General features: G+C 39.1%; 14 protein-coding genes. 13 read left to right on the top strand and 1 reads right to left on the bottom strand.

The genetic code is table 11. The features are described from left to right. Positions 1–55: 55 nt before the first annotated feature. The 4 genes from J0A69_RS16595 to J0A69_RS16580 all read left to right on the top strand — a co-directional run bounded on the left by J0A69_RS16595 (position 56) and on the right by J0A69_RS16580 (position 5,531). Positions 56–2,383, top strand: coding sequence for a PIG-L family deacetylase (locus J0A69_RS16595; protein WP_206587740.1), 2,328 nt, complete (start codon positions 56–58; stop codon positions 2,381–2,383). Positions 2,384–2,489: 106 nt separating this feature from the next. Beyond that, the gene (locus tag J0A69_RS16590; protein WP_206587739.1) at positions 2,490–3,350 is read left to right on the top strand and encodes an ROK family protein; all 861 of its coding nucleotides are present in this window, start codon (positions 2,490–2,492) and stop codon (positions 3,348–3,350) included. Positions 3,351–3,468: 118 nt separating this feature from the next. Then, a complete protein-coding gene (locus J0A69_RS16585; RefSeq protein ID WP_206587738.1) occupies positions 3,469–4,428 on the top strand; it encodes a carbon-nitrogen hydrolase family protein in 960 nt (319 codons plus the stop codon). A gap of 29 nt (positions 4,429–4,457) precedes the next feature. Then, entirely contained in the window at positions 4,458–5,531 is a 1,074-nt protein-coding gene (locus tag J0A69_RS16580; protein WP_206587737.1) for an alpha/beta hydrolase, read from the top strand. 49 nt (positions 5,532–5,580) lie between these two features. Here the strand turns inward: J0A69_RS16580 and J0A69_RS16575 are convergent, their stop codons facing one another. Continuing rightward, complete coding sequence (locus tag J0A69_RS16575) at positions 5,581–6,951, bottom strand: Gfo/Idh/MocA family protein (protein WP_206587736.1); 1,371 nt, start codon at positions 6,949–6,951, stop codon at positions 5,581–5,583. A gap of 140 nt (positions 6,952–7,091) precedes the next feature. Here J0A69_RS16575 and J0A69_RS16570 point away from each other — a divergent pair, with 140 nt between their 5' ends. From J0A69_RS16570 to purH, 9 genes are all read left to right on the top strand, one after another. Then, complete coding sequence (locus J0A69_RS16570; protein WP_206587735.1) at positions 7,092–7,964, top strand: geranylgeranylglycerol-phosphate geranylgeranyltransferase; 873 nt, start codon at positions 7,092–7,094, stop codon at positions 7,962–7,964. A 140-nt stretch (positions 7,965–8,104) separates the two neighbouring features. Then, on the top strand, positions 8,105–9,187 hold the full coding sequence (proB, locus tag J0A69_RS16565) for a glutamate 5-kinase (protein WP_206587734.1): 1,083 nt from the start codon (positions 8,105–8,107) through the stop codon (positions 9,185–9,187). Further along, positions 9,180–10,421, top strand: a complete 1,242-nt coding sequence (locus J0A69_RS16560) for a glutamate-5-semialdehyde dehydrogenase (RefSeq protein WP_206587733.1) — start codon at positions 9,180–9,182, stop codon at positions 10,419–10,421. Before proB ends, J0A69_RS16560 begins: the two co-directional genes overlap by 8 nt. A 116-nt stretch (positions 10,422–10,537) precedes the next feature. Beyond that, a complete protein-coding gene (gene purN / locus J0A69_RS16555) occupies positions 10,538–11,098 on the top strand; it encodes a phosphoribosylglycinamide formyltransferase (protein ID WP_206587732.1) in 561 nt (186 codons plus the stop codon). A gap of 281 nt (positions 11,099–11,379) precedes the next feature. Continuing rightward, complete coding sequence (locus J0A69_RS16550) at positions 11,380–12,129, top strand: DUF6090 family protein (protein ID WP_206587731.1); 750 nt, start codon at positions 11,380–11,382, stop codon at positions 12,127–12,129. Positions 12,130–12,464: 335 nt separating this feature from the next. Beyond that, positions 12,465–13,196, top strand: coding sequence for a hypothetical protein (locus J0A69_RS16545; protein ID WP_206587730.1), 732 nt, complete (start codon positions 12,465–12,467; stop codon positions 13,194–13,196). A 198-nt stretch (positions 13,197–13,394) separates the two neighbouring features. Further along, positions 13,395–14,606 carry a glycoside hydrolase family 18 protein gene (locus J0A69_RS16540; RefSeq protein WP_236032968.1) on the top strand — a complete coding sequence of 404 codons (1,212 nt, stop codon included), beginning with the start codon at positions 13,395–13,397 and terminating at the stop codon, positions 14,604–14,606. A 289-nt stretch (positions 14,607–14,895) separates the two neighbouring features. Continuing rightward, on the top strand, positions 14,896–16,566 hold the full coding sequence (locus J0A69_RS16535; RefSeq protein WP_206587729.1) for a tetratricopeptide repeat protein: 1,671 nt from the start codon (positions 14,896–14,898) through the stop codon (positions 16,564–16,566). 154 nt (positions 16,567–16,720) lie between these two features. Then, on the top strand, positions 16,721–18,247 hold the full coding sequence (gene purH / locus J0A69_RS16530) for a bifunctional phosphoribosylaminoimidazolecarboxamide formyltransferase/IMP cyclohydrolase (RefSeq protein WP_206587728.1): 1,527 nt from the start codon (positions 16,721–16,723) through the stop codon (positions 18,245–18,247). Positions 18,248–18,411 lie beyond the last annotated feature (164 nt).

Below are 18,411 nucleotides of genomic sequence, written 5' to 3'. Positions count from 1 at the left end.
AAATAGAGAATTTCGAAATTATTGTTCCCAATAAAACCTAATCTGTTCCAACAGTATGTTAAGTAAGTATCCACTTTCAGAAGTAGAAAAGAGTTTTCTTAAGGAATCCGGAGTAGAAAAAATCACTACCCTCATTCCTTACCTTACAGTTGACAATTTCCCAAAACTAGGTTTGCTTACTGCCTGCCGCTTTTTGGAATGGGTATCTGAAAATCCTAATGGAGTTATCAGTTTACCAACTGGAAAATCTCCTGAGTTTTTCATCAAATGGACCCAGTTTCTTTTGGAAAATTGGGACAATAAAAAAGGAAAAGAAGTCAGAGAAAAGTACGGTTTGGGCAATTGCAAGAAACCGGTTTTGAAAGACCTGACTTTTGTACAGATTGACGAATTCTATCCTATTTCCTCTAAGCAGCACAATTCATTTTACGATTACGTCAATAAATTTTATATCGAGGGCTTCGGCTTATCGAAAGAGAATGCCATTCTGATCAATTCCGATGAAATTCCATTGGCAAAAGGGATGCATTTCAGCCAGGTATTCCCGGATTTGAAAGTAGACCTAACCTTAAGATTCAGAGATCCACAAACTGACCTCGAAAAACTTCAGCAGGAGTCAATCTATTTAATAGACAAATGGTGTGGAGATTACGAGCAACGCATCCGCGACAAAGGTGGAATCGGATTCTTCCTTGGAGGTATCGGTCCTGACGGTCACATTGCTTTCAACACCAGAGGTTCACATATTTTCTCTGTAACCAGGCTGACTGAAACCAACTTTGAAACTCAAGCTGTAGCAGCTGGTGATTTGGGCGGAATTGAAGTCTCTGCCAATCGATTGGTAATCACCATTGGTTTGGACACAATCGTGTATAATCCTGAAGCAGTTGCGATCATCATTGCAGCTGGAGAAGCAAAAGCTGGCATCGTAAAAGATTCGCTTGAAACTCCACTTGACAACGTATTCCCAGGAACAGTTCTACAGAAACTCAAAAACGGTAGATTCTATCTGACTAAAGGAGCGGCTGTAAAGCTGACTGATTCTGTAGATGCCTACTATCAAAAAGGAGAATGGACTTGGGAAAAAACCGAAAGAGCGGTCATTGACCTTTGTAAGAAAATCGGCAAATACGGACATCGCATCAAGTTGGCTGATTTGAAAGCAGATAAATACACTTCACTGATTCCAAACCTTTCAGAAGACACTGTGAATCAGGTCATGAAAAGCATGGAAGCCAAGCTTGCCAAAGGCTTAGAACAAGAGACGGATCAGGTTTTATTACACACCGGTCCTCACCATGATGATATTTCTTTGGGGATTTTGCCTCACATCACTAACCAGTTGCATGAGCCAAGTAACGAAGCCCATTTCTCGGTTTTGACTTCAGGCTTTACCGCTGTGACCAACACATTTGTGATCGATACGCTTCAGCACACCAAAAAACTTTTGGATGAAGGTAAGATTCAAATGGTGAATTTCGAGGACTTCTTCGAGGTTGGTTATAGTCTAAAGACAGACAAAGACGTGTACCATTTCTTGACGAATGTAGCTTCTGAAAGAGCTGAAGAGCGTCAGAGAGGCCTATGCCATCGAGTGGTTAGAGCTTTGGTGATTGTCTATGGTGTGAAAAATAAAACTCAACTTAGAGAAACCATCAATGAGGTAATCAGCATCTTGAGAAACAGCTACGATGGGGAGAAAAACCCATCCAAGATCCAAAAGCTGAAAGGAATGATCCGTGAGTTTGAGGAAGAATTGGTTTGGGCGCACTTTGGAGTTCAGGTTAAAAATGTACACCATTTAAGACTTGGATTCTATACAGGTGATATTTTCACAGAGCAACCTGACAAAAAGAGGGATGTTGAACCGATTGTGGAAATGTTTAGAAAAGTGAACCCAACAAAGATTAGCTTGACGCTTGATCCGGAAGGTTCTGGTCCTGACACCCACTACAAAGTACTGCAGGCAACCGCTGAGGCAGTTCGTCAGTGGGGTGAAGAAAAGGACATCAGTGAACTTAGAATCATTGGATATAGAAACGTTTGGTTTAAGTTTGAACCTCACGAGGCGAATGTCATTGTTCCAGTTTCGCTGGGTGACATGTCTGTGATGGAGGATTCATTTGCAAATTGCTACTTGAGCCAAGTCAACGCTTCATTCCCTAGTTATTCTCACAATGGTAAGTTCAGTACTGTTGCTAAGAGAATTTGGGTAAACCAACTCAACGACATTCAGTTGTTGTTAGGGAAAAATTACTTCTACCAACATGATCGGGCAAAAGTAAGATCAAGCCATGGTTTGATTTTTTTCCGGGACATGAATGTGGAAGAATTCTTGGCTACGGCAAGAGAATTGGAAAAATCGATTGAAGGAATGCTTTGATCCCAGAATAAAAAACTAAATCTTAACTATGGGAAAAGGTTGTCGAAGTATCGACAACTTTCTCCATTTAATAATCAACCTAAAACCTAAAAGTAAACCTAATCGAATGGAAAAAGCCATTTTGGGATTGGACATCGGAGGCACTGGCATCAAAGGAGGAATTTTGATCAAAGGACATCTTGAAGATATCCGGTCAATTCCTACCCCAGCTGATCAGGATAAAGAGCATATTTTAGAAACTATTGCCCTGTTCATCGAATCCTACATGCAATATGACTTTGCTGGAATCGGAATAGGGATCCCAGGTTTGGTTGATGTAAATGAGGGAATTGTATTGGGATTGGCGAACATCCCAGCTTTTCAGCATGTGGAGCTTCGTAAATTTTTAACGGAAAGATTCGCAAAACCAATTTTCATTAACAACGACGCAAATTGCTTTGCGCTTGGCGTACATAAATTCGGAGTAGGAAAAGGCTTTAAAAACCTGGTAGGAATAACCTTGGGCACAGGCGTCGGAGGTGGCATTGTTATCAACGGGCATTTATACAGTGGAGTAACTTCCGCAGCAGGCGAATGGTGCAGCGCTCCATACCTTGACAAAAATTACGAATTCTATTGCAGTGGTAAGTTCTTCCATAACTTCTATCATCAGCGCCCAAAAACCATGGCTAAATCTGCTTTAGCCGGAGATCCTGTGGCTATAAAAGCTTTCGACGAATATGGCCATCACCTTGGTGAACTGATCAAACATATCCTTTATGCCCTAGCTCCTGAGGCCATTGTACTCGGAGGTTCTATCAGAAAATCGTATCCTTTATTTAAGGATTCTTTATATAAAACATTATCCACTTTCCTATATCCGACAGTTTTGGAAAATCTCCAGATCCTTCTGTCAGAACTGGATGAAACAGCCATCCATGGCGCAGTAGCGCTGGTGGAAGTTGAGCCAGAAGTGGTAAACAGTTAGTTAATAAGTTGGTTTAGATAGTGAAAAATGCGATCCAAAATTGGGTCGCTTTTTTTGTTTCAAGCTTTCTACGCTAATTAAAACACAATTCTGTTAATTTCAGGGAAACGAAACTGGAATGGAAAACCTTCTGAAAGTTGCATTGGCACAAATCGCCCCTGTCTGGCTGAACAAGTATGAAACGCTTGAAAAGGTAAAGAATTCAATTCTTGAAGCAGCTTCTCAGGGATGTGAATTAATAGTTTTCGGAGAAGGACTTGTGCCCGGCTATCCTTTTTGGCTTGCGATCACAAATGGATCAGCATGGGATGATAAGATCCAAAAAGAAATTCATGCTCACTATGTGAAAAATTCGGTTCAGATCGAAAAAGGGGATTTAAAAGAAATCCAGGCGCTTGCCAAAACCCATCAGATTGCGATTTACCTTGGAATCATCGAGCGACCGATTGACAGAGGAGGCCATAGTATTTATTGCACCTTGGTATTTATTAATCCCTTTGGCGAAATCAAATCCATTCACAGAAAACTGCAGCCCACTTACGAAGAAAGACTCACTTGGTCACCTGGAGATGGAAATGGACTACAGGTTCATCCCTTGAAAGAATTTACTGTCGGAGGTTTGAATTGCTGGGAAAACTGGATGCCTTTGGCAAGAACAGCTTTGTATGGATTGGGCGAAAATCTTCATGTCGCAGTATGGCCAGGATCAGTTAGAAACACCGAAAACATTACCAGAATGATTGCTCAGGAAAGTAGATCTTTTGTCATTTCGGTTTCGAGCTTGATGCGTAAATCCGACTTTCCGGCAAATACTCCTCATTTAGAAATGATCCTCGAAAACGCTCCAGATGTATTAGCCGATGGAGGTTCTTGTATAGCTGGTCCAGATGGAAAATGGCTCTTAGAACCAGCAGCCAATTTTGAAGGAATATTGACTGAAACTCTGGATTTCAATCGAGTGCTGGAAGAGCGCCAAAACTTCGATCCAGTTGGACATTATTCCAGACCCGATGTCTTACAGTTGAGAGTTAACCGCGAAAGACAATCGAGTGTCTCCTACTTTGAAAACAAACCTTAATCAAATTTATAACCTATACCCAAAATACTATGAAACACTTCAATCTGAACAAGATTGCTTTTAGTTTCTTTCTGCTCATCTTTTGTTTTGCTGTTTCTCTAGAACTATCCAGCCAAACATTGCAGGGGAAAGTCGTGACTGAAACGATCTATTCCAAAAACCTTGAAAACAAAGCAGGAGAAAACCCGAATAGAGCAATTTCTGTCTACCTCCCTCCCGGTTATGAATCGTCTACCCAAAGGTATCCCGTCATCTACTTCCTCCATGGTTTTATGGGAGACAATAAGATGCTTTCTTTCATGACAGAAATTTTAGATTTTTCTATTGCCACTAATAAAATCAGGCCTTTTATTCTGGTCATTCCAGATGAAAAAACAACTTATGATGGCAGCTTCTACAGTAACTCTGGTTACTTCGGGAATTGGGAGGATTTTACGGCTTTTGACTTGGTAGAATATATAGACAAAAATTATCGGACCATTGCCAAAAAGGAAAGCAGAGGAATCACTGGACATAGCATGGGTGGCTATGGCGCACTCAAAATCGCCATGCATTACCCGGATATTTTCAGTTCAGTCTATGCTTTGAGTCCTGGAGCATTGACCATCGTCAGAGAATACGGCCCGAATAGTGACACTTTCAAAGAGATTTCCACCATTGACAATATGGAGGATTTAGGGAAAACTTATTTTGGGAAAGTAATGGTAGCTTTTGGGCGTTCTTGGTCACCAAACCCTGACAAAGCTCCTTTTTATTGTGACCTTCCTTTTGAATATGAAGGTGACAAACTCCATGTCAATCAAGAGGTTTTGGAAAAATGGTATGCCAATATGCCCTTGCATATGATTGATGAAAACCTTGAAAATCTCCAGAAATTAAAAGCGATCAAGTTTGATTGGGGAAGAAATGCGGGAGACCGATTTACGATCCAATGCGAGATGTTCAGTCAGCGACTGGAAAATGTAGGAGTCAAGCATTTTGCTGAGGAATACATTGGAACACATACCAATAACATTTATACGAAAGATGGTAGAATCCCTAATCAAATGCTTCCATTTTTCGATTTCTACCTTGAGTTTGAGGAAGGATATGAAGGTCAATAAAAAAGTATAAGTCAAAAAAATGTCGGGATTTCCGTCCCGACATTTTTATTTAGATACCTCTTCCACTTTCAGCTAATGGAATATCAGTTAAGTCTTTGATTTTAATTGGTTTTCCGGTTTCTATGCTGTTCCGAGCTGCAATTCCAATCAAACAAGACATGGCTCCATCTCTTGTGCCAGCAGCTTGCCTCCAAGGATCTGCCATGGAAGGATCTTTGAAAATCTTATCCTTCAAGCGGGTATCTCCCCCACCGTGACCTCCACCTCCATGAGGAACCACGATAATTTCTGATTCGCCAAAATTCTTAGTCAATCTAATTTCATCCTGTGGCTCTACCTTCCAAGGTTGGCTTTCTTTTACCCAAGCTTCTACCCTACCTTTGGTACCATTAAATGCAATTCTATAGCCCTCATATGGAGAATAGGTAGTCAAGGAATAACTCACCTGAACTTTGTTTTTGTACTTGATCTGGACAGCCATTTTATCATAAATATTGATATCCTCACGGAATACACAGCCATCTCGATGGTAACCATCGTACTGCTCATTTTCTACATATAGATTCTTGAGATGCTCATTTTTTGTGACATCCCAGTAGAAATCACATTCATTTTTATGGGTACAGCTTCTACAGGTTTCACCTCTATACGGACCGTTTTTACCATAAAACTCCAGTTCCCCGAAAGCAAAAACCTCTACAGGGTCTGAATCTAGCCACCAATTGAGTAAATCAAAATGATGGGTGGATTTGTGGACCAATAAGGTTCCGCTTTTGTCTCTGTATCCATGCCATCTTCTGAAATAATCAGCTCCGTGAGAAGTATTGAGATACCAATGAAAATCAACAGAAGTGATGGTTCCGATTTCTCCAGCTCTTAGAATCTCATAGATTTTCTGTCTGTGTGGAGAATACCTGTAGTTGAAGGTTACGATGACTTTCTTTCCTGATTTGCGCTCTGCATCCAATATATTCTGACACTTTACTTCGTCAGTAGTCATGGGTTTTTCGGTAATCACATTGATTCCGGCTTCCAATCCTTTTATGATAAATTGATTATGTGTGCTATCCATGGTGGTTACAATCAATACATCTGGCCTGACTTCCTTCAGCATCTGATCACAATCAGTATAAGTCGGGCAATCGACCCCAATAAAGGTTTTGGCATATTTTACCCTTCCTTCATTGATATCACAAAGACCGACAAATTCCACTTGGTCCTTGTAAACCCGCATCACATCTCGCCCAAACATGGTTGTACCTCGGATTCCAGTACCCACGAGCGCTAGTTTCATTTTTTCACCGGGTTTGTTCCAAAGATTGAGGGCTTCGCTGACTGGATGGATAAAGATGCTGCCAGCTATTAAACTTCCTGTTTTTGCAAGAAAATCTCTTCGTGAATTAGAAGACTCTGAGTTCATGGTATGTAGGGTTTATTGATTTCAAATTGAAAATATAACTAAAACCCGAATTGGAGGCAGCAAAACTTACGGAATCGATTTTTCTCTTTTATCCTAAAAGATACCGTCAGTAATGAATTGATTTACACTATTTTTGAGTTATGAATACCATGAGCGTGGATCGAACCATTTCCTTTAGCGGACTTTTCAGGATCAGCAGACCTATCAATCTGCTGATGGTTGCCTTTGCTCAACTCATGACAGCTTATTTTCTGGTAGGGGAATCCAATAGCGGGCTTCCTGTTCTGTCAGATTACAGGCTCTATCTGATGGTGCTTTCAACCATCATCATTGCCGCTTCCGGTTATATGATCAATGATTATTACGATGTCAAAATCGATTATGTAAACCGTCCCCATGAAGTGGTAGTGGGAAAGGGAATCAAAAGAAGAGTGGTCATTTTCCTACATACAATTCTGAACTTCACAGGAATAGGTTTAGGAATCTTGGTTTCACCAAAAATTGCACTTGTAAATTTCATTGCCGCATTTCTCCTATGGTTTTATAGCAATCAGCTAAAAAGAGAACCTTTTATTGGAAATTTGACGGTAGCCTTTCTTACATCACTGACCATTTATATGGTGGCTATTTTATATCAAAAATCGGAATTACTGATTTTGACCTATGCCATTTTCGCTTTCTTTCTCAACTTGATTCGGGAAATCATCAAAGACATCGAGGATAGGCCTGGAGATAGGAAACACGGTTGTAGGACACTTCCGATTGTGATTGGTTTCAGAAAAACCAAAGCAGTTATTTTTATCATTGCGGGGATTTTTGTCTGCGCCATTTTTATTGTCACATTCAAACTTAACCGACCTGTAATTTTCTATTACTTCGGAGGATTGGGAGTGTTTTTCACCTATTTCATGTATTTGATCTATCAGGCGGACAGGAAAGATCATTTTACAAAACTGAGTAGCTTGGCAAAATTACTGATGTTGGTGGGTACCATTAGCATGGGCTTTTTATAGAAAACACTCCATTCACAATTAAAAGTAAATAGTTCAACTTTCGAAATATTTTGCAATCCAGCAAAGAAAAAGCCTCCTAATTCCGCATTCAAAGTCCCCGATTCCCAAATCTTTCCTAATTTCAGCCAAATTTTCCAACTATGCTGGACAGCAAATTACTTGTCATTAAAATCGGTTCGAATGTTTTGACCCAAGAAAATGGGCTTCCTGATCTTGGGCGGATGGAAAAACTGGTGTCCCAAATTCAAAAACTGCTGTCTGCTGGAAAAAAAGTGGTCTTGGTGAGTTCTGGTGCAGTGGCATTTGGCAGAAAATCAATTCCCCTTCCTGATAAGCTCAATCCGGTAATCAAAAAACAAATCTGGGCCTCCACAGGTCAAATCCGTTTGATCAACCAATACCAAAGTTTCTTTGAGCAAAACGGGCAAGCTGTAGCTCAAATACTTGTAACCAAAGAAGACTTTCGGGACAGAAAGCATTTCCTGAACATGAAGAATTGTATTCAGGCGCTTTTATCGCAAGGAATTCTTCCGATCATCAATGAAAATGATACTGTTACGATCACAGAATTGATGTTTACCGATAATGATGAATTGGCGAGCCTGACAGCTGCCATGATCAATGCTGACAGCTTGCTTTTATTGACCAATGTGGATGGGATTTTCACCGGAAACCCTTCCGATCCCGAATCCAAACTCATTGAAAAAGTGGCTTCCAGTATGCCTGAAGTCAGCAATTACATTTCTGCTTCCAAATCCTCCTTCGGGAGAGGCGGAATGCTCACCAAATACGCCATGGCTAAAAAATCGGCCGATTTAGGCATTCAGGTAATTATCGCCAACGGGAAATCAGACGATGTTTTACAACAATTCGCTGCTAAAACGCTTCGTTGCACCTGGTTTGAACCTAAAAAAGCAAAACAAGGAGTAAAAAAATGGTTAGCCCACGGAAGCGAATACTACAAAGGTGAAATCACAGTTAATGAAGGAGCGAAAGCATCCTTGAATTCAGAAGTGATACGAAGCCTTCTTCCGATCGGAATTACCCAGCTTACCGGAGAATTTGTGAAAGGTGACATCTTATTGATCAAAGATGAAAAGGGCCACAAAATAGGCTTGGGGAGAGCCGAATATTCCAGTAAAGTCGCACTGGAAAAAATTGGTCAAAAAAACCAAAAAGCATTAATTCATTACGATTACCTCTATATTTTCGACCATGACTGAGTACCAAGATATTTTTGAAGGAGTAAAAAAAGGAGCCAAAAAGCTGCATTCACTTAGCAATGAGCAAGTCAATTTTATCTTGCATAATCTGGCTACTGTTGCGGTTGAGAACTCTGCATTTTTACTGGCAGAAAATCAAAAAGATCTGAACAAAATGGATCAAGAAAATCCAATGTACGATCGGCTGCTTTTAACGGAGGAACGTATACATTCAATCGCGGGAGAAATCATTCAGGTAAGTTCTTTACCAAGTCCCTTGCACCATATTTTGGAAAGTAAAAACTTGGAAAATGGTCTTCTAATTGAGAAAAAGACAGTGCCTTTGGGTGTTATTGGAATCATCTACGAGGCGAGACCGAATGTCACATTTGATGTATTTTCATTAGCCTTGAAATCCGGAAATGGTTTGGTATTAAAAGGTGGTTCGGATGCCAATCATTCAAATCGCGCCATCATGGCCTTGATCCATCAGGTTTTGGAAAACCACAATATTCCAACCTCAGCTTTTCAACTTTTGCCTGCTGACAGAGCAGCTACCAAAGCTTTGCTTGAGGCTGTTGGTTTGGTTGATGTTATCATCCCACGTGGTTCTCAGGGTCTGATCAATTTTGTAAGAGAGCATTCCAAAGTTCCCGTAATCGAAACTGGAGCGGGAATAGTTCATACCTATGTGGATGAATCTGCGGATTTTGAAATTGCAAAAGCGATCATTCTGAATGCTAAAACAAGAAGACCAAGTGTTTGCAATTCCTTGGACTGCTTGATTATCCATGAGTCTTGGTTGCCAAAACTTCAGGAACTCATTACACCATTGCTTGAAAAAGAGGTAGAAATTTTTGCAGACGAAAAAGCATTAGCCTCTTTGAAGTCTAGCACTTCCATTTCGAAAGCAGAACCATCACATTTTGGAACGGAATTTCTAAGTCTGAAAATGGCGATTAAAACAGTTGCTAACTTAGATGAAGCACTAGACCATATTGACCAGTATTCATCTAAACATTCCGAATGTATTGTTTCAGAAAATCAGGAACATATCGATCGTTTTTTATTGGAAGTAGATGCCGCTGCAGTATATGAAAATGCATCCACCGCATTTACTGATGGAGCTCAATTCGGATTTGGTGCAGAGATAGGAATCAGTACCCAAAAACTTCATGCCCGAGGCCCGATGGCTTTGAAAGAACTGTGTAGCTACAAATGGATCGTGAGAGGGAATGGGCAGATTAGAGGTTAGGGAGTTTAGGATTGGGATTGGTAGCTTTAAACTTTGATTTAAAAAACACATTGCCTCATCACTCCATTGCGGGAGATTTCTTTTAATTTCGCAGTATTCCAAAAAACCAAAAGCCCTTGAAACGCCTTGCTATTTTAGCTTCCGGAAGCGGAAGTAATGCCGAAAAGATCATGGAACATTTCCAAACTTCAGCCAAAGCTGAGGTGGCGCTTGTAGCAAGCAACAAAGCGGATGCATATGTTTTGGAGCGTGCGAAAAAGTTTGAGGTTCCAACTTTTACTTTTACCCGTAAGGAAATGGATGCCGGAATCTTACTTGAAAAACTTCAGGATGAAAACATCGATTTCGTGATTCTGGCTGGTTTTCTTTTGAAGATTCCTGTCGAACTCACCCGAGCTTTCCCAGATAGAATGGTTAATATTCATCCAGCCTTGCTGCCAAAATATGGCGGAAAAGGCATGTATGGCCATTTTGTGCACGAAGCTGTAAAAGCTGCCGGGGAAAAGGAAACAGGTATTACCATTCACTTAGTCAATGAAAATTACGACGAAGGGAAAATCATTTTTCAAGCTCATACCGCTCTAAACGAACTGGATACTCCTGACAGCATTGCTGCCAAAGTTCATGAACTGGAGCATAAATATTTCCCGAAAGTGATAGAAGGATTATTGGGTTAAACTACCCTATATTTTTTTAGAGAGAAATCCTTACCTTAAGTTTTGATCTACTTTTCAGAATTGCTTTTGAGGTGATCATCAGAAAGACCAACTTTTGAAAAAAAGAAAACTAGAAAAGATTGAAATCTGGTTAATTACAAAAGTGATTTTATAGGAAAATTACAAAGGTCTTCCTTCTTAAAATTGACTTAGATTTTATTTAGTTACTTAAAAAAAGTGACTATAAAGCATTTTTTGAGCATATAAACTTGTTGTCCATTCACATTCGAAACCTATAATCAATGATTAAACTTTTTAATAAAATTCGACAAAACTTATTGGCAAGTGGACAAACCAGCAGATATCTCAAATACGCTGTTGGAGAAATAGTATTGGTTGTGATCGGGATTTTGATTGCGCTATCAATCAATAACTGGAACGAGAACAGAAAATCAAATCAAACTGCACGAGAGGTATATCAAAACCTACTCACCTCCTTAAAACAGGATTCTATTGAAGTTCGGGATATCATCGAACTGCAAAATAGAAGTATCGAAACAATCAGAAAAATAGTCTTGGCACCTCCTAGCCAACCACTTTATGAATTGGAAGGATTTGATTTTAATGGTGTTTCTGCTGACATCTGCCTAAGCGGAATGAGCTTTTTCCCAAAAACAGGTATTTATAATTTATTGGTTTCCAGCAATGGTCTGGAATTGATTTCTTCTCCAGAAATAAAAGCGCTCCTTATAAACCTGTATGATTTCCAATACAAAAAATATGAAAACCTAGATGCTATTATCGACCAAAGATATCAGTTTCAATTAGGGTCCCTCATGCGAAAAAAAATTGATTTTATCATTGAATACAATCCTGACATTGTCATTGTAAAGGAAGTAGACCCTGCTTTATTCATTGAACATTATGCTGAGCTCACTTCTGAATGCAAGGATATGTATGGAGTATTGACTACTGGCAGAAATTATCTGGTTCAAATCCAAGACTCCATCAATGAGTTATTGGCGTTAATGAATAAGGAGCTTAAAAGCTAAAGGCTTTGATTGGTTACTATTTTTAAAATCTCAAAGGAGTCCAAAAAGCATAATTTTTAGAAAAAATTCATCCTGACTCAAGCAGAATAACTAACAACAAAATAGTTAAAGCCTGTATTTGAATATTACAATATTTTTAATAATTTAAAACCCATGCATTTTTGTGTATGGAGGAATAGATTTTTGCTATGTTTTATTTTATTCAGGAAAACCTAGTTTTTAATAAACTAATTAACTGATACTTACATATTTTTTTCTTTCACCACCAAGCGCTAAACCAACTGATTAAATCGGAATTGCTTTAATAGGTTATTTTTAAACAGAACAATAAAAAAATGGAAAAGTACAAGAGCTTGTATAAGTGGATGATCCTTCCTATGGTTTTAATGCAGTTAGGTATTTTTAGGGATTATTGGGGAGATTTTACTGAGAATGCCTGGTCAGTTCATATCCACTATTGGACCGGAACTATTTGGTACATCTATCTTATAATCCAGCCCTATTATGCTACCCATGGCATGCTGGAAAAACACCGTACGAATGGCATTATCGGTATGTTCTTAGCCGGGGGTGTGGGAATAACTGCCTTCAGCATGATGTTTCGGGATTTGAATACAGCACAATTATCAATGGATAATCCAGATAGATTTGGACCATTTGAACCTTGGTTTTTTTATGGAGTAGCTTCTGTAGAAATCGTCATAATTATAGCTTTTGGCTTTGCAGTAATTAAAAGTATCCTGACCCGAAAATCGCTAGAAGATCATGCCTGGTGGTTGATCACCACTGTTTTCCTGATCATGATGCCCGCTTTGGGAAGAGGAATCCAGAATTTACACATTGGTATTATGATAGAAGACTGGCCAAACATACCAATTATGCCATCGCTATATGTGTCTCAAGCAATTATCATTGGTTTGATAATTCTAGCCGCAATAAAATATAATAAGCCAAAGCATCCAGCCACTTATTTTGCGGTTGCAATCAACGTATTTGTTTGCTTTTTGGAACCCTTGGGAAAATCGGAAACAGTTCAAAATCTCTTAATTACTTTCATAAAAGGGTAATTCGCAGAAAGAGGGTGTTTTTCAAATGATACTCATATGTTAGTTAAAATAAAAAAGCTCGAATTTAAATTTTTCGCAAAATTAAATCCTAATTCCTCTACCGAGATTTAATTTTTATCAAAGGTCATGTTAAAATATTTTAAATTAAGTAATTTCAACTTCTTCGAAATTATTTAAAAAGTAAAAAAGACTTCCACTTTGAAAACCACCTATCTTTTTACCCTTTTGCTTCTGCTTAGTGTATGGAGCTGTTCCTCTCCTGCAACTGATCAAAAGGATGAACCACAAGCTACTTACCTGACACCTGACCCGGTGATTATGGCTTACTATGTGGCGGAAAGAAACTATAAGCCTGAAGAAATTCCTGTAGAGAAATTGACTCACATTATTTACTCCTTCACAAACGTGATTGATGGAGAAATGAAATTCAGAAATGAAGAAGTTGCAGGTGCAAAATTGGAGGCTTTGGTCAAACAAAAAGAACGTAATCCAGATCTAAAGGTGATGATAGCCTGCGGAGGGTGGGGAGCTGATGGATTTTCGGATATGGCTTTGACTGAAGAAAGTCGAGCCAAATTCATCAAAAGTGCATCTGAATTCATCGCAAAATATCAGTTGGACGGAATGGATATGGACTGGGAATACCCTGGGATATCCGGAGCTGGCACCATGGCTCGACCAGAAGATACCAAAAACTTCACCGCCCTAATGAAAGGATTACGGGAAATGCTAGATCAATTTGAGACTCCAAAAATCTTGACTTTTGCATCTGCTGGTTGGAAACGCTATTACGATTTCATCGAGCTGAATGAAGTCATGAAGTATGCGAACTACACCAATGTCATGACCTATGACCAAGTCTCTGGAGTTTCAATTTATACGGGACATCATACACCGCTTGGCGACGTAAAAAGTGGAGATATTGCAGGAACTCCTTTTCAAGCTCATTTAGACAGTTTGTATTCGAATGGTGACAACCTAGATCCAGATCCTAGGTCTGCAGAGAAAATCGTTGATTTTCTGATTCAAGAGGGAGTAGATCCTAAGCAAATCGTAATAGGAAGTGCTTTTTATGGGAGAGTTTGGAAAGGGGTTCCACCAGTAAACAATGGATTGTACCAGTTGAGCGGAGGCTTACAAATCGGCTGGATGGCATATCATCAAATCCGGGAAAAGTATGAAGCCGATGGAAAATTCAAGCGGTATTGGGATGAGAAGGCAAAATCGCCTTACATGTACAATACAGAAGATAGCTTGTTTGTTTCCTATGATGACACGGTTTCCGTTGCTTTAAAAACAGAATACACCATGGAAAAAGGCCTAGGTGGTATCATGTTTTGGGAACTTGGAAATGACACAAAAGAAGAAGGAAGTTTGCTTGATGCTATTTATAAAGCGGCTAATGAATAAAATTAAATAAGCTATATAAATGTGCAGTTCCTAACGCTTTTGGGACTGCACTTTTTTTTTGCTGGATCTATTATTTAAATCATAATTGTTTTTTTCAATGTAGAACAGATCGTAAACTATTTTTATAACTATACAACTCAAAATCAACTATTTGCAGATAGACTTATAAAGTCGTAGCTTATATTAATCCTCAATTGGGAATGTCCCAGTAGAAGGTTTTTAGGTACTGATGATCAATTTTTCATGGCAAAAATTTTCACCTGCCTGATTGAAACTAAAAAATCAGAAAATGAAAACCTTGAATCTAATTTTTCCAGTCTGCATCCTTCTATTCCTAGGGTTTAGCTGCAATTTCAAAAAAATAAAGAGCGAGGATTTAAGTGACTTAAATCTACTCCAAGGAGACATTACCTTATGTGGAAATGGGGATTTTGGGGAAGTAAGCTTTTCTATTTCTTGCGAAGAAGATGTTCGCAAAAAGTTTGATCTGGCCATTTCCTTATTACATTCTTTTGAATATTCAGAAGCAGAAAAAGCCTTCGCTCAGATAATTGCAGATGATCCAGATTGTGCCATGGCTTATTGGGGTGTAGCTATGAGCAATTTTCATTCACTTTGGCTACAGTCAGGAACAGCTTATCTGGAAAAGGGTGCTTTGGCTTTAGAACTGGCCAGATCGCTTGTAAGAGATGAAAGAGAGAAAGCATACATACTTGCTTTATCTAAGTTCTATGAAGACTGGGAAACTCAAAGTCACCAGGAACGGGCTCATAGATTTGAACTAGCCATGGAAAAAGTTTATCGTGAATTCCCCGATGATAAAGAAGCAGCAATTTTTTATGCTTTGGCTTTAAGGGCAACAGCTGACCCCAATGATAAAACTTACAAAGCTCAAAGAAAATCTGGAGCCATATTGGAATCCATATATCCCAACCAACCCGATCACCCTGGCATCGCGCATTACATCATTCATAATTATGACTATCCGGAGTTGGCGAACTTAGCTCTTGCCACTGCCAGGAAATACGCCCAAATCGCTCCATCTTCGGCACATGCGCAACATATGCCCTCACATATTTTTACAAGACTTGGACTTTGGGAAGAGTCGATAAATTCCAATCTAAATTCCACCTCTTCCGCAATATGCTATGCTGAAAGTATTGATCCGGATGGTCATTGGGATGAAGAGTTGCATGGAATGGATTATTTGGTTTATGCTTATTTGCAAAAAGGAGAAACCAAAAAGGCCTTAGAGCAATTGGAATATCTAAAAACTTTTAAAAAAGTCTTTCCTGAAAATTTTAAAGTTGCTTACACTGTAGCAGCAATCCCGTCTCGAATTGCACTGGAAACTAAAGATTGGATTTTAGCTTCCAATCTAGAAATGCCATCAATTGAATTAAACTGGGAAAAATTCCCTTGGCAAGAGTCAATCTTATATTTCGCAAGGGCAATGGGCTCAATCAGAAATGGAGATGTCAACCAAGCAAAAGAAGAATTAGAACTATTAAAAGCCAACCACGAACAATTGGTTCGGATGAAACAAATTTATGAATCCAATCAAGTTCAAATTCAAATCAAAACTGTAGAAGCCTGGATTTCCATGTTCCAAGGCAATCAGACAGAAGCTGTGGCAATGATGAGAGCCGCTGCGGAAATGGAATATCATACCAATAAACATCCAGTAACTCCAGGAGAAGTTTTGCCAGCCGGAGAATTACTTGGAGACCTCCTAATGGAATCAAAATTACCAGCTGAGGCATTGATAGCCTATGAATATGATCTAACTCAACACCCGAAACGATTCAATGGGCTTTACGGGGCTGCAAAAGCTGCTGAACTTTCAGGAAACCATAGCCTTTCTATCTCATATTTTAAGCAAATGATTGATTTAACCAATCTCAATGAGATTGAAAGGAAGGAAATAGTTGAGGCAAAAGAGTTTCTCGCTAAGAATTAATTCATTTCAATAAAAAGCCCTTATCCTTTTTCATTTTTGAAGTTTGCCCCAAATTATATTTTAATCACCCATCCTTTAGGTCTTTTTTCCTACCTTTGCATTCCGCTTTGGCGGGCAAGGTTATCCTTTAGAAATCAAACAAATCCATTCCCAAATGGCAACAAAGAAAATTCAATCTGCCTTAATCTCTGTCTTCTATAAAGACAATCTCGAACCTATCATTGCCCTATTAAAAAAACACGGAGTAACCATCTATTCTACTGGTGGCACTCAAAAGTTTATTGAAGAGCAGGGTGCAGCAGTTGTTCCGGTTGAAGAATTGACTAGCTACCCATCTATTTTCGGCGGAAGAGTAAAGACCCTTCACCCAAAAATCTTTGGTGGTATTCTTTACAGAAGAGAAAACGAAGGAGACCTTTCTCAGGCAGCTGAATATGAAATCCCAGCTATTGATTTGGTAATTGTGGATTTGTATCCTTTCGAAGAGACAGTAGCTTCAGGAGCTTCTGAAGCAGATATTATCGAAAAAATTGACATCGGTGGCATCTCCTTGATACGTGCTGCTGCCAAAAACTTTAAGGATGTAACCATCATAGCTTCTAAAGATCAATATAAAGAGTTGGAGCAAAGATTAACTGAGCAAGATGGCGCGACTACTTTAGAAGACCGTCGTTATTTTGCTGCTCAGGCTTTCCAAGTGTCATCTAATTACGATACTCATATTTTCAATTACTTCAACAGAGTTGAAAATATTCCTGCGTTGAAAGTTTCTGAAAACAAAGCTAAAGCGCTTCGTTACGGAGAAAACCCACATCAAGCAGCTCATTTCTATGGAGATATGGATGCTTTGTTTGATCAGTTGAATGGCAAAGAACTTTCTTACAATAATCTAGTAGATGTAGACGCAGCGGTGAATTTGATCGCTGAATTCAAAGGAGAAACAGCTTTCGCTATCCTAAAGCATACAAATGCTTGTGGAGTTGCTTTGGCACCAACTGTAAAAGAAGCTTATCTAAAAGCTTTCGAAGCGGATACAATTTCAGCTTTTGGAGGTGTTTTGGTAACAAATCAAACAGTTGATAAAGAAGCAGCGGAAGAAATGCATTCGTTATTCTTCGAAGTATTGATTGCTCCTGAGTTTACCGAAGAAGCTTTGGAAGTGTTGACTTCAAAGAAAAACAGAATTTTACTTCGTCAGAAAATCGATCTTCCTGGTACAAAAATGATGAAAACGCTTTTGAATGGCGTCATCGAGCAAGACAGGGATTTGGCAACTGAAACTAAAGAAGATTTCAAAGTAGTAACTCAAGAAACTCCTTCTGACAAGGAAATGGACGCGATGGTTTTTGCAGCGAAAATCTGTAAACACACCAAATCCAACACCATTATCCTAAGCAATGACAATCAGATGTTCTCTTCTGGAGTTGGACAAACTTCCCGTGTAGATGCATTAAAGCAGGCAATTACAAAAGCACATGAGTTTGGTTTTGATTTGAAGGGAGCTGTTATGGCTTCTGATGCTTTCTTCCCATTCCCAGATTGTGTGGAGATAGCTGGCAAAGCTGGAATCACTGCAGTAGTACAACCTGGAGGATCAATCAAAGATCAATTGAGCATCGACTATTGTAATGACCACGGCATGTCCATGGTGATGACAGGAGTGAGACACTTTAAGCATTGATAGTTTAAATACTATAATTTTTAAAAGAGAAACCTCCTGACTTCAATCAGGAGGTTCTTTTTTGCCAAAATATTGTATCCCTTGAATTTCATTAATTTCAAATTCCCTATTTATTAAAATCGAAACTTATATTTTGCAGCCCGATTCCGAACCGTGCCACACGG

The sequence above is a fragment of the Algoriphagus pacificus genome (genome assembly GCF_017254845.1).
Classification (GTDB): domain Bacteria; phylum Bacteroidota; class Bacteroidia; order Cytophagales; family Cyclobacteriaceae; genus Algoriphagus; species Algoriphagus pacificus.
This window is presented reverse-complemented; position numbering and strand designations above follow the sequence as displayed.

What these genes read in the sequence shown, in the direction of transcription:
- J0A69_RS16550 (WP_206587731.1), top strand. Translation starts at nt 11,380, where the DNA reads ATGATTAAACTTTTTAATAAAATTCGACAAAACTTATTGGCAAGTGGA.
- J0A69_RS16595 (WP_206587740.1), top strand. Translation starts at nt 56, where the DNA reads ATGTTAAGTAAGTATCCACTTTCAGAAGTAGAAAAGAGTTTTCTTAAG.
- J0A69_RS16560 (WP_206587733.1), top strand. Translation starts at nt 9,180, where the DNA reads ATGACTGAGTACCAAGATATTTTTGAAGGAGTAAAAAAAGGAGCCAAA.
- J0A69_RS16570 (WP_206587735.1), top strand. Translation starts at nt 7,092, where the DNA reads ATGAATACCATGAGCGTGGATCGAACCATTTCCTTTAGCGGACTTTTC.
- J0A69_RS16535 (WP_206587729.1), top strand. Translation starts at nt 14,896, where the DNA reads ATGAAAACCTTGAATCTAATTTTTCCAGTCTGCATCCTTCTATTCCTA.
- J0A69_RS16585 (WP_206587738.1), top strand. Translation starts at nt 3,469, where the DNA reads ATGGAAAACCTTCTGAAAGTTGCATTGGCACAAATCGCCCCTGTCTGG.
- J0A69_RS16545 (WP_206587730.1), top strand. Translation starts at nt 12,465, where the DNA reads ATGGAAAAGTACAAGAGCTTGTATAAGTGGATGATCCTTCCTATGGTT.
- J0A69_RS16575 (WP_206587736.1), bottom strand. Translation starts at nt 6,951, where the DNA reads ATGAACTCAGAGTCTTCTAATTCACGAAGAGATTTTCTTGCAAAAACA.
- proB (WP_206587734.1), top strand. Translation starts at nt 8,105, where the DNA reads ATGCTGGACAGCAAATTACTTGTCATTAAAATCGGTTCGAATGTTTTG.
- J0A69_RS16590 (WP_206587739.1), top strand. Translation starts at nt 2,490, where the DNA reads ATGGAAAAAGCCATTTTGGGATTGGACATCGGAGGCACTGGCATCAAA.
- purH (WP_206587728.1), top strand. Translation starts at nt 16,721, where the DNA reads ATGGCAACAAAGAAAATTCAATCTGCCTTAATCTCTGTCTTCTATAAA.
- J0A69_RS16580 (WP_206587737.1), top strand. Translation starts at nt 4,458, where the DNA reads ATGAAACACTTCAATCTGAACAAGATTGCTTTTAGTTTCTTTCTGCTC.